The 12,327-nt window shown below is 60.9% G+C and carries 10 protein-coding genes; 3 read left to right on the forward strand and 7 right to left on the reverse strand.

Features of this window, described 5'->3' with window-relative positions:
* Positions 1-20: 20 nt before the first annotated feature.
* From dnaG to A2I95_RS09410, 7 genes are all read right to left on the reverse strand, one after another.
* Entirely contained in the window at positions 21-2,021 is a 2,001-nt protein-coding gene (dnaG, locus tag A2I95_RS09380; RefSeq protein ID WP_291729507.1) for a DNA primase, read from the reverse strand.
* A 1-nt stretch (position 2,022) separates the two neighbouring features.
* Positions 2,023-2,361, reverse strand: coding sequence for a hypothetical protein (locus A2I95_RS09385; protein WP_291729508.1), 339 nt, complete (start codon positions 2,359-2,361; stop codon positions 2,023-2,025).
* Between the two features lie 37 nt (positions 2,362-2,398).
* Positions 2,399-2,944, reverse strand: a complete 546-nt coding sequence (locus A2I95_RS09390) for a sarcosine oxidase subunit gamma (RefSeq protein ID WP_291729509.1) — start codon at positions 2,942-2,944, stop codon at positions 2,399-2,401.
* Positions 2,937-5,882, reverse strand: a complete 2,946-nt coding sequence (locus tag A2I95_RS09395) for a sarcosine oxidase subunit alpha family protein (protein ID WP_291729510.1) — start codon at positions 5,880-5,882, stop codon at positions 2,937-2,939. The genes A2I95_RS09390 and A2I95_RS09395 overlap by 8 nt, the downstream gene beginning before the upstream one ends.
* A complete protein-coding gene (locus tag A2I95_RS09400) occupies positions 5,879-6,148 on the reverse strand; it encodes a sarcosine oxidase subunit delta (RefSeq protein ID WP_291729511.1) in 270 nt (89 codons plus the stop codon). The genes A2I95_RS09395 and A2I95_RS09400 overlap by 4 nt, the downstream gene beginning before the upstream one ends.
* Positions 6,149-6,238: 90 nt before the next feature.
* Complete coding sequence (locus A2I95_RS09405) at positions 6,239-7,492, reverse strand: sarcosine oxidase subunit beta family protein (protein ID WP_291729512.1); 1,254 nt, start codon at positions 7,490-7,492, stop codon at positions 6,239-6,241.
* Positions 7,493-7,760: 268 nt separating this feature from the next.
* Positions 7,761-9,191 (reverse strand): Glu/Leu/Phe/Val dehydrogenase, encoded by a 1,431-nt coding sequence (locus A2I95_RS09410; protein WP_291729513.1) that lies wholly within the window; start codon positions 9,189-9,191, stop codon positions 7,761-7,763.
* Positions 9,192-9,576: 385 nt separating this feature from the next.
* On the opposite strand from A2I95_RS09410, the gene A2I95_RS09415 reads away from it, so the two are divergent.
* From A2I95_RS09415 to A2I95_RS09425, 3 genes are read left to right on the forward strand one after another with little or no spacing between them, the layout of a single operon-like run.
* On the forward strand, positions 9,577-11,154 hold the full coding sequence (locus A2I95_RS09415) for a TadE/TadG family type IV pilus assembly protein (RefSeq protein WP_291729514.1): 1,578 nt from the start codon (positions 9,577-9,579) through the stop codon (positions 11,152-11,154).
* On the forward strand, positions 11,151-11,687 hold the full coding sequence (locus A2I95_RS09420; protein ID WP_291729515.1) for a TadE/TadG family type IV pilus assembly protein: 537 nt from the start codon (positions 11,151-11,153) through the stop codon (positions 11,685-11,687). Before A2I95_RS09415 ends, A2I95_RS09420 begins: the two co-directional genes overlap by 4 nt.
* Positions 11,688-11,690: 3 nt before the next feature.
* The gene (locus tag A2I95_RS09425) at positions 11,691-12,317 is read left to right on the forward strand and encodes a pilus assembly protein (protein ID WP_291729516.1); all 627 of its coding nucleotides are present in this window, start codon (positions 11,691-11,693) and stop codon (positions 12,315-12,317) included.
* The last annotated feature ends 10 nt before the right edge of the window (positions 12,318-12,327 follow it).

Raw genomic sequence — 12,327 nt, forward strand, 5'->3', positions numbered from 1 at the left:
GCAGAATCAGGCAATCTGTGTCATTTACCGGAAAAGCCGATCCGGTCCAAAAGGGCGCCAAATGCGTCGCGCTCATCCCGGTTGAGCCGCGCGCCGTTCTCGCCCACATCATACTGCGCCTGGTCCTCATTCTCGCTGCGCACTGCCTTATTCTTAGCCTCGGCTGCCTGCCGCAGCCGCCAGGTCAGCGCCTCATCAGCAAGCCCGCCCAGATCCTCTTCGGCTTCCGCCAATTCCGCGTCCAGCCCGCGCCGCGCCTCAAGCTTTGCAAGCTCCTCGGCCAGGGTCATGCTGGCCAGTTCGGTGTCGCCGGGTTTGCGCAGGCAGGGGGTGATAGCGACATGGCGAAGCGCAAAGAGGTTTTCAAGGGCATGCGGCCCCAAAGACCAGTCTATTTCCTCACGCAGACGCTCCGGTGCATTGATGCCGTGGCGCAGCACCATGTCGCGCAGCACCGCCAGATCCGGGTCGGCGCATTGCAGGCGTTCCAGGCTGGTCTCGAATTCCGGGATCACGTCGGGGGTGGTGATGGCGGTGGCCAGGATCACCGCCTCGCGCATGGCGGCAAAGTATTCATCCTCGGCGCCTGCCACCAGCGAGGCACGGGTGGTCGCCCGCGGCTGCGGAATCGGGCCAAAGCCCTTGCCGGGTTTCCAGGGTGGACGGCTGCCATCGCGGAACCCGCCGCCGCGGGAACCGCGCTGCTGGAAACCGCCCTCGCCGCCGCCGCTGCGGTTACTGCGGAACAGCTGCCAGCGCATTTCCTTGACGTCTTCGCCGTAATGCTTGCGGATCGACGGGTCGCGGATCAGCTTTATCTTTTCCCGCAAGGATTTATCCAGAGACGCCTTGCGCTCAGGGCTGTCGAACACCTTGCCCTCGGTCTCGCGCTGCCACAGCAGCTTGACCATCGGTATTGCCTGATCCAGCACCGCCTGCACCGCCTCAGGGCCCTGGCTGCGGATCATGTCATCGGGATCCTTGCCTTCCGGCATGATGGCAAAGCGCAGGGATTTTCCAGCCTCCAGCAAGGGCAGCGCAAGGTCAATCAGCCGCATCGCAGCGCGGATGCCCGCCTTGTCGCCGTCCAGCGCGATGATCGGCTCATCCGACATCCGCCACAGCATCTGCAGCTGGTTTTCGGTGATCGCAGTGCCCAGCGGCGCGACCGAGGACTGAAAACCGCCTTCGGCCAGCGCAATCACATCCATATAACCTTCGGCAACGACCAACGAAGATCCCCGCCCCGACGCCGCCCGCGCAGGCCCGTGGTTATACAGGCTGCGGCCCTTGTCGAACAGCTCGGTCTCGGGTGAGTTCAGGTATTTGGCGTTGTCGTTCGGGTCCATCGCCCGGCCGCCAAAGGCAACCGCCCGGCCACGCGCATCGCGGATCGGGAACATGATCCGGTTGCGGAAGGTGTCATAAGGCTTGCCGCCCTTGGTCGAGGGTTTGGCCAGCCCTGCCCCGATGATCAGGTCTTCGGGCACGTTCTTGCCGCGCAGGCCGTCCCACAGGTTCTGCCAGCCGTCGGGGGCAAAGCCGATCTCCCAGCGGTCCAGCGCCGGCGGGGTCAGGCCGCGTCGCTGCAGATAGGCACGGGCGTCATGGGCGACGCTGGTTTTCAGCTGCAGGCGAAAGAACTGCACCGCCTGCTCCATGACGTCTGCCAGCAGCGCCCGGCGATCCTGTTTCTCCTGCGCGCGCGGGTCACGCTTGGGCATCTCCATGCCCGCTTCCTGCGCCAGGATTTCCACCGCCTCCATGAAACCGACATTTTCGGTCTCCTGAACAAACTTCAGCGCGTCGCCCTTGGCGTGGCAACCGAAGCAGTAATAGAACCCCTTGCGGTCCTCGACATGAAAAGAGGCGGTTTTTTCGTGATGGAACGGGCACGGGCTCCAAAAATCACCTTTGCCCGGCTGCGACTTGCGCTGATCCCACATGACCTTGCGCCCGACAACATCAGAGATACTGATACGGGTGCGCAATTCATCCAGAAAGCCGGGCGGCAGGGACATATCAGTTCGACTTCAGCTGTTTCTGCATGGCCTGGATCTGATCCCAGTTCTGCAGGCACTGCTCTTCGAACAGCGCGCCGAGGTCGGCGTCCTTCAGGTCGCGCCGCTTCATTGCGTAGACGTGGCTCGTCAACTGCGGGATCGCATTGGAATAGGTCTTAGGCCAGTCCGGCTCGCTGTCCAGAATCGCCTGCTCCACCTCCTCCTGCTTCACCCGGTCCAGCCGCGCCTGCTGCACTGCGGCCATGACCTGGCCCTGGTAGTTGCAGCTTCGTTCTTTGGTTTCAGAAGCATAGGCCGGAGCCGCCAGTAAGGCGGCTGCAAGGGCAATGCGGATCATAGATACGCTCCGGGAATCAGTTGGTGATCCCCAGAGATTACCCCCGCGCCGCGACAGCTTCCATCGCTGTTTTCAAATCATGCACAAGCGTTTTCGCCATCGAGCGGAACACCATGATCTGAAACGCCTGCGGGCCGGTGCGGGTCACAGACGCCATCATGTGCTTCAGCTCGGCCCGTGCAGTATGGCCGCGTTTAAAGACCTGATTGCGCAAGTCGACCGGCACCAGACGCGCCAGTACATCTTCTGCCCCCTCGCCCTCCAGCTTCACCACCGCCCAGGCGTCGCTCTGATCGGTCAGGGCCGCGTGTTTGGCCAGCTTGGCATCCGGTTCCGGCCCCATCAGCAGCGCCATGTCCCGGCCGAACCAGACCGCGCGGCTGCCCGCCTTGCCGGTCGCCCGGTTCGCGGCCGGGAAAGCCATGCCATGGGCGTCTTCGAGCGCCTTGCTCAGCTTTTCTTGCTGGCCCTTGAAGGAGGCAACGATCCACATCGCACCAGGATGCTCCTCAGTCAGGCTCATGCCGCCGATGGTTGCGGGAACCAGCCCTTCACAGGGGCTTTTTGCAATCAGTTCAGCCACGGGCACGCCCTCCTTCCGGGTCAAAGAACACTGGCGACACAACCTCGCACAGGGTATCAACGCCGCGCATATGATCGACCAAGCGCACGGTTTCGCCGATCCGGTCGGGGCCTTCCTTCAGGAAAGCCAGGCCAATCGGATGCCCCAGCGTTGGCGAATAGCCGGCCGAGGTCACATAGCCCTGGTCATAAATCCGCTCGACCGGATCGCCCGGCGTGAACAGATGCGCACCTGCGGTGATCTCCTTAGCAGCACCCACAGGTTTCAGGCCCACCAGACGCATCCGATCCTCGGCCATCAGCCCCTCGCGGGTGGACATGGGCTTGCCCAGGAAATCCTTTTTCCTGGACATCATCCCCTGCAGGCCAAGGTCAAAGGCGGTCACGGTGCCGTTGATCTCCGCGTGCGTAATCAGGCCCTTTTCAATCCGCAGCACGTTCAACGCTTCCATACCATAGGCACCGCCGCCCATGGCTTCGGCCCGCTTCAGCAGCTCGCGGTACAGGCTCTCGCCATAGCGCGCAGGCACGGCCACCTCATAGGCGTGTTCGCCGGAGAAAGAGATACGGAACAGCCGCCCCTTGACGCCCAGCACAGTCGCCTCGCCGCAACCCATGAAGGGCCAGGTCCCGCCGTTCACATCCTCGTCCAGCAGGTTGTTCAACAGTTCCTGAGATTTCGGTCCGGCTACGGCAAACTGCGCCCATTGCTCGGTCACCGAGGTGAACCGCACGTCCCAATCCGGGTAAAGCACCTGGGAGACAAACTCCATATGCGCCATCACCTGCCCCGCCGCAGCAGTTGTGGTGGTCATCACATAGTGGTTTTCACCCAGCCGCGCGGTGGTGCCGTCATCCATGACAAAGCCATCTTCGCGCAGCATCAGCCCATAGCGCACCTTGCCCGCCTTCAGCGTACTGAAGGTGTTGGTGTAGAGATGATCCAGAAACTTGCCCGCATCCGCACCCTGGACGTCGATCTTACCCAGGGTGGAGACATCGCAGATGCCCACCGCATTGCGCACCAAGGTCACCTCGCGGTCGCAGGACTGGCGCCAGCTGGTCTCCCCTGGCTTCGGGTAATAGGCGGCACGGTACCACAGGCCCACCTCCAGCTGATGCGCCCCTCGCGTCTCGCTCTCGGCGTGCGAGGTCAGGTAACGCTGCGGCTTGAAACCCTCATTCGTGGCCCCAGCCCCGATGGCGCCGATCGCCACAGGCACAAACGGTGGGCGGAACGTGGTGGTGCCGGTCTCAGGAATAGTCCGCCCCGTCGCATCGGCCAGCACCGCTAGCGCTGCAACGTTGGAGTTCTTGCCCTGATCCGTCGCCATCCCTTGGGTGGTATAGCGTTTCATATGCTCGACCGAGCGGAAGTTCTCAACCGCCGCCTGTTTCACATCCTTAACGGTCACGTCGTTCTGAAAGTCGAGCCAGGCGCGGCCCTTGCCCGGCACTGCCCAGAGCGCGGCGATGCGGTAGGGATCATCCTCCGCATCCGTCAAATCACCGGCAGTGGATTTCAGGCCCAGCGCTTCCAGCACCTTAGCCGCAGCATCCGCGCCTTCGCGCAGCGCACCTGCGGTGGAAAATGTGCCGTTGCAGGCCCCCGCCGCGACCATGCCCGGTACGGCACCCTCTGCGGGAACAAAGGCCAGCACATCGCGTTTCCACACCGGGCGGCTGTTCAAATGGCAGGTCAGATGCACCGAAGGGTTCCAGCCGCCGGACATCGCCAGACAGTCGGTCTGGATTTTCTCCTCGCCCTTGACCGAGCGCACAGTGATGCTTTCAACCCGCTGCCGTCCGGCGGAACCGCAAACCTGCGCGCCCTTGATCACCTGATACGGCCCGCTATCCGGTGCCTCATGGCGGCTGTCGATCACCGCCGCAATATGCACGCCTGCCTCTGCCAAATCGCGCGCAGTGCGGTGTGCCTGATCGTTGTTGGCAAATACGGTGACCCGTTCGCCCGGCGCCACACCCCAGCGGTTCAGATAGGCACGCACGGCGCCAGCCATCATGATGCCAGGGCGGTCATTGTTGCGAAACGCCACCGGGCGCTCAATCGCACCCGCCGCCAGCACCGCGTGTTTGGCCGCAATCCGCCAGAAGCATTCGCGCGGCAGGTGGCTGCCTTTCAGCGAGTGCCGTCGCGGCAGATGATGCGAGACCCGCTCCAGCGCGCCATAGGTGCCCTGGTCATAGGCGCCGGTGACAGCAGTACGCGTCATCAGCCGCACATTGTCCATCGCGTCCAGCTCGGCCAGCGCTTCGGCGGCCCAGTCATGGCCCGGCTTGCCGCCGATCTCCTCACGCTCGGCCAGAAGGCGCCCGCCCATGCGGCTGTCTTCCTCGCACAGGATCACATCCGCCCCGGCCCGGCCAGCCCTCAGCGCCGCCATCAGCCCAGCCGGGCCAGAGCCGATCACCAGCACATCGCAAAAGGCAAAGGCTTTCTCATACCGGTCCTGATCCGCCTCCCCGGACAGCGCGCCAAGGCCCGCCGCATTGCGGATCATCGGCTCATAGAGCTTTTCCCAGAACGCCGCCGGCCACATGAAAGTCTTGTAATAGAAACCAGCAGTAAAGAACGGTGCCGCCAGATCGTTCACCGCCATCACATCGCGTTCGACCGAGGGCCAGCAGTTCTGGCTGCGGGCCTCCAGCCCTTCGAACAGCTCCTGCTGGGTGGCACGCACATTGGGATCCTGCTCACCGCCGGTGCCGGTGGTCACCAGCGCATTCGGCTCCTCGCTGCCCGCAGTCAGCACCCCGCGCGGACGGTGGTATTTGAACGACCGTCCCACCAGATGCACATCATTGGCCAGCAGCGCCGCGGCCAGCGTGTCCCCTTCCAGCCCCATCATATGACGGCCATTGAAGGAGAAGGTGATCGGCTTCGCGCCCTGGTTCAGCCCCTTGCCTGGAAGTCTCATGCCTTACCTCCCAGCCCGGCCTCGGACGCCAATTGCACCGCCAGAACCTCATGGGTCGCTGTATTGCGGGTGACCTTCAGCCAGGAATTGCAGCCCATTTCGTGATACCACAGCTCATCCAGCGGCCCCGCCGGGTTCTCGCGCAGGTTCACATAGCCGTGCCAATCGTTCAGACCGGCGCCCTCAGACGGGCGCTCCAGCGCGGCCCCTTTATAATAGAATTCGCGGCGGTCCCTTTCACCGCAGAGCGGACAGGTAATTCTCATGACCGGCGCTCCTTCATCTTTTCAAAAATACTCCGGGGGTGAGGCCGCAAGGCCGAGGGGGCAGCGCCCCCTGCCACGGCAGAGGCAAACTCAATGCAGGTTATGCTGCGCACCGGTCCCCTCCTCATCCATCAGGCCATGACCGCTGCGGAAGCGATCCAGCTTCAGTTTCGTGGCTGCCCCGTGCGGGCGGTCCGTGGCAATCAGATGCGCATAAACATGGCCCGAACCCGGCGTCGCTTTGAAGCCGCCGTAGCACCAGCCGCAATTCAGATAGAGGCCGTCAATCGGCGAATGGTCGATGATGGGCGAGCCATCCGGCGTCATGTCCATGATGCCACCCCAGCTGCGCAAGAGCCGCGCCTTGCTGACCGCGGGCACCATCGCCACAAAGCTTTCCATCGTGTGCTCGACCATCGGCAGATTCCCCCGCGCGGCATAAGAGCTGTAGAAATCCAGATAGCTGCCAAAGACCAATCCGCCCTTGTCCGACTGGCTGATGTAGAGATGCCCCTCGGCAAAGGTGATTACATGATCCACAATGGGCTTCAGCCCTTCCGAGACAAAGGCCTGCAGCACGTGGCTTTCGATCGGCAGCGTCAGGCCCGCCATCGCCGCTACCTGGCCAGAGCGGCCTGCAGCCGCAAGCGCCACTTTCTTGGCACGGATTGGCCCGCGCGCGGTCTGCACGCCGACAACCTTGCCGCCTTCCAGGTCGATGCCGGTGACTTCGCAGTTCTGGATCAGGTCCACGCCGCGCATGTCGGCACCGCGGGCATAGCCCCAGGCCACCGCGTCATGGCGTGCAGTCCCTGCCCGGCGCTGCATCAGCCCGCCCATGATCGGGAAACGGTTATTGTCGAAATTCAGGAACGGCGCCAGCTCGCGCACCTGCGCGCGGCTCAGAAGCACCGCGTCGTCTCCCTGATTGATTATCGAGTTGCCCCGCCGCACTGCGGCATCGCGTTGGCCGTCATTGTGGTAAAGGTTGAGGATACCGCGCTGGGACATCATCGCGTTGTAGTTCAGATCCTGCTCCATCCCTTCCCACAGTTTCAGCGAGTGGGAATAGAACTCGGAATTGCCCGGCAAGTAGTAGTTGGCGCGCACGATGGTGGTGTTGCGCCCCACGTTGCCGCCGCCGAGATAGCCCTTTTCAAGCACCGCGACATTGGTGATGCCGTGTTCTTTGGCCAGGTAGTAGGCGGTAGCCAAACCGTGGCCGCCGCCGCCGATAATCACCACGTCATATTCGGACTTGGGCTCGGGGTCGCGCCAGTGCGGCGTCCAGCCCTTGTTTCCGGTGAGCCCCTCTTTGAGCACACGCCATCCCGAAAACCGCATGTCATCCCTCCCCGTCAAATCACTTCCGATGCCCGGAAAAAGGCGGCCCGGACCCTGGCGGCATTGCTACCCGCTTTCGCCTGCTGCTCCTAGCCCCAAGGATCAATTTGCGGCAGTTCAGCACGGCTTTGCCGCAAATCACACAAACTAATCACTTGTGTCTAGTGGTAATTGCGACAGGCCGTGCCGTATTCCGGATCACTTACAAAAAACGGGACGGAGAGCTTCCCCTCCGTCCCGGCCCTAGTCTTAAGCGCCTGCAGGCTGGTCAGAGGCCCTTGGCGTGATAGCTCTTGGCGACCTTGTCGATCGACACCAGATAGGCGGCGGTGCGCAGGTCGGTCACGTCATCGCGGCTGTGCCAGACCTCGCGCATCGACTGGTAGGCAACCCGCATGGTGTCATCCAGGCCCGAGCGCACCAGTTCCAGCTCGCCCGCGCCCTTCAAGTACTTGTCCTTGAAGTTCGGCGACATCGACCATGTGGTCCCCATCACATCATCCAGACGCTGCAGCTCGTCGATCACCAGCTGGTGGCGCGCTTCTTCCTGGCGGCGCTGCATCCGTCCGAAACGGATGTGGGACAGATTCTTCACCCACTCAAAGTAGGACACCGTCACACCGCCCGCGTTGGCATACATGTCGGGAATGATCACGCAGCCCTTCTTGCGCAGGATGTCGTCCGCACCGGCAGTCACCGGGCCGTTTGCAGCCTCGATGATCAGCGGCGCCTTCACGCGCTCGGCATTGGAGAGGTTGATCACCCCTTCCAGCGCCGCCGGGATCAGGATGTCGCATTCCTCTTCCAGCAGCAGTGCGCCGTCTTCCACATACTGGGCATCCGGGTAGCCGGACACGCCGCCATGCTTAACTATCCAGTTGCGCACACCCTCAACGTCCAGGCCGTCGGGGTTCGACAGCCCGCCGTCCCGCTCGATGATGCCAGTGATCCGCGACCCATCTTCCTCGGACAGGAATTTGGCCGCGTGATACCCCACATTGCCAAGCCCCTGAACAATGATCCGCTTGCCATCCAGCTTGCCGGTGAGGCCTGCCGCCGCCTTGTCTTCCTCGTAACGGAAGAATTCCTGCAGCGCATATTGCACGCCGCGGCCCGTGGCCTCGACCCGGCCCGAGATACCGCCGGCGTTCAGCGGCTTGCCGGTGACACAGGCCTTGGCATTGATGTCTGTGGTGTTCATGCGGGCGTACTGGTCAGCGATCCAGGCCATCTCGCGCTCGCCGGTGCCCATGTCGGGCGCAGGCACGTTCTGCGACGGGTGGATCAGGTCGCGCTTGGCCAGCTCATAGGCAAAGCGGCGGGTGATCAATTCCAGCTCGTGTTCTTCATATTCGCGGGGGTCAATGCAAAGCCCGCCCTTGGAGCCGCCGAACGGCGCCTCCACCAGGGCGCATTTATAGGTCATCAGCGCCGCCAGCGCCTCGACCTCGTCCTGGTTTACGCCGGTGGCATAGCGGATGCCGCCCTTGACGGGCTCCATATGTTCGGAATGGACCGAGCGGTAGCCGGTGAATGTGTGCATGGCGCCGCGCAGGCGCACCCCGAACCGCACCGTATAGGTCGCATTGCAGACCCGGATCTTTTCCTCCAGCCCCGGCGGCAGATCCATCAGGGACACGGCCCGGTTAAACATCAGGTCCACGCTCTCGCGGAAGCTCGGCTCTGTGCGGCTGCTCATCTAAAATCTTCTCCGTGCTCAAACATCGACTCGATGCCGATGATGCCTTCACTCTATGCAGAGAAGATTAAGGAGTGCGACCTTTTTGACCATTCCCTGCCAAAAAGATTCGCATTTTAGCCAAAGCTTCACGATTCGCCGTTTACCCCGGACCATTGTCGCCCAGGCCGCGACAACCCCGCAGAATGCGCGGCAATTGGAAACTTAAATCATTACAATCGCATGTTTTTCGGCGCAAACCCGCCCCAATTCCGCCACGTTCAGCGACCATTAATTATGTGTAAATTCCACGTCTAGAGCCGGGCTGATCTATCCAAGAGCCGGCGGGGGGGGTGTTCAAATGCGTAGACGTCACAAGGGTTCAACAGCGCTGAGCAGCCCGCTCATGCGACGCTGCCTGGCCAAGGCAAAAGCCTTCCTTCGGGACGAGGACGGTGTGCTGGCCGAACCAACATGTTTTACTGTTGTCTCCATGGTCGCAGTCGGCGCCATTGGAATTGATCTGATGCGGCTTGAGCGTGATCGCGCCAATCTGCAATACACGCTGGACCGGGCCGTGCTGGCAGCAGCAGATCTTGATCAAACCCTGGATGCCGATGTAGTCGTATTGGATTATCTGACTAAAGCGGGACTTGAACAATACTATTCTGCCCCCATCGAAAATTCGGGCCTCGGATACAAGAGCGTCGAAGCGACGATAAACACCAGTTTCGACACACACTGGCTGGATATGATGGCTTTCAGGATAGCCGAAAGCCCTGAAGGTATAGACATTCCAATCACCGCCACCTCCCGCGCTGAAGAGAGCATCGACGGTCTGGAAATCTCGCTGGTGCTGGACGTATCCGGTTCGATGACCCGCAACAGCCGCCTGACCAATCTGCAGGCTGCGGCCAAGGATTTCATCGACACCATGGTGGCAAACACCACCGATGGAAAAATGTCGATCTCAATCGTGCCCTACGCTACGCAGGTTTCAGTCGAGAAAAATCTGATCGAACAATACAATTTGGACAAAGTGCACGACCATTCGTACTGCGTGAACTTCGACGGCCCCGATTTCAATACGACCAGTCTGTCCACCGGTGAACCGTTGGAGCAAACGATGCATTTCTCGCCCTGGTCCAGCTATGACCGGCGCGACAACAATTCGCAGCTTGTCGATTCGCCTGTATGTGTTGAAGCCAGCGATACTTCCCGCGCAATCCTGCCGTTTCAAAAGGATGCAGCGACACTCAAGACCTTCATCGACAATCTGTGGGGCGGTGGCAATACTTCTATCGATATCGGAATGAAATGGGGCACCACGCTGCTGGATCCCTCAGCACGGCCGGCAATCAGCGCACTGACTGCAGGCTCGACCGCCTCTATCCCGAACGATTTTTCAGCCCGTCCGTCGGCCTACACCGATCCCGACACAATAAAAGTCATCGTACTGATGACTGATGGCCAGAACACTTCACAGTATTATGTTGAAAGCGATCACCGCGAGGGTGTCTCTGATGTCTGGTATCACGCCGGAGAAGACCGCTATTCAAGCTACTATCCGCCTTATAACCAGTACCGCTGGCAAGGATACAGCGGCTGGAAGAACACCCCTTACAAAGGCGACGAGTCTGTGAGGCTCGGTTATCCTGATCTTCTGGCTGATACCCCGCTGAAATACTTGTATAAAAACATCTACAACTGGATGAGTTCGGCCAAATCCACCTGGTACTACGGCGTTTACCACTCCTACGGCAACTCAGAAAAAAACACCCGCACCCGCAGTATCTGCGAGGCGGCTAAGGATCAGGGCATTATTGTCTACACCATCGGCTTCGAGGCGCCCAGCAACGGGGTGGCGGTGCTGCAGGACTGCGCCAGCTCAGACTCCCACTACTTCGACGTGCAGGGCCTGGAGATCGCCGATGCCTTCTCCTCCATCGCAACCTCAATCCGCCAACTGAGGCTGACCCAATGATCCGCTGCGTCACACAAAAACTGCGCCGGTTCAGGGCACACGACGATGGCAACGCCTCTGTTGAATTCGCTGTCGTTATCCCCGCTTTTTTACTGGTACTGATGTCGACGGTGGAACTGGGGCTGATAAACCTGCGTCATTCACAGCTGGAACGCGCCTTAGATCAAACTGTACGCGACATTCGTCTGAACACTGGCGCCAACAAGGACCACGCGCAAATTCGCGACGAAATTTGCGAGCTTTCCGGGTTCATTGACGATTGCGCGTCATCGCTGAAGCTTGAAATGGTGCGAGCCGACCCGTTCAATTGGGCAGGGATTGATCCAGATCCCGATTGCATCAACCGGATCGAAGAAGTGAACCCAGACGTAACTTTTGAACACGGTCAATCCAACGAATTGATGCTCGTCCGTGCCTGCATGAAATTCAATCCTATCCTGCCCACTTGGGGCCTGGGTGCAAGCCTGCACAAGGACGGTGACGGCCGGATCAGCCTGATCGCAACATCTGCATTTGTTCAGGAACCGAGGTGAGCCATGCTGACAGCCTTGATACAGAAAACCCCGTGCATTGCGCAGCCCAGAAATCTGCGCGCATTCCGGCGCGGAACCGAGGGCAACGTATCGGTGGAATTCGCCATTTATGCACCGTTGCTGCTCGCGATGTTTGCTTCCATCTACACCTTCTTTGACGCTTTCCGCCGCGACAGCGTCAATCTCAAAGCTGCCTACACCATCTCAGACCTGATCTCACGCGAGACAACCGCGATCAACGACGACTACCTCGACAGCATGTATGAAATGGCCAAGCTGCTTATCCGGCAGGATTCGCAGCTTGGCCTGCGGGTATCAGTGGTGCGCTGGGACGATGATGACGCGAAATACTATGTAGACTGGTCTGAAGTCCGCGGCACGTCCGATACCACATGGACTGACGCCACCATCAACACTGTCTCCGGCAAACTTCCGGACATGCCGGATCAGGAACGGGTCATTCTGGTGGAAACCTTCAACGAGATGGCGCCTGCGTTCGATGTCGGCCTGCCGACGCTGAATCTGGACAATTTCATCTTCACCCGCCCGCGTTTTGCCCCGCTTGTCGTCTTCGAAGGCAGCGCCACGGGTTCCGGCAGCCACAATGACGGCGGTGAAGGCACCGATTAAAGCGCCCGGC

It is taken from the genome of Leisingera sp. F5, from assembly GCF_001593695.1.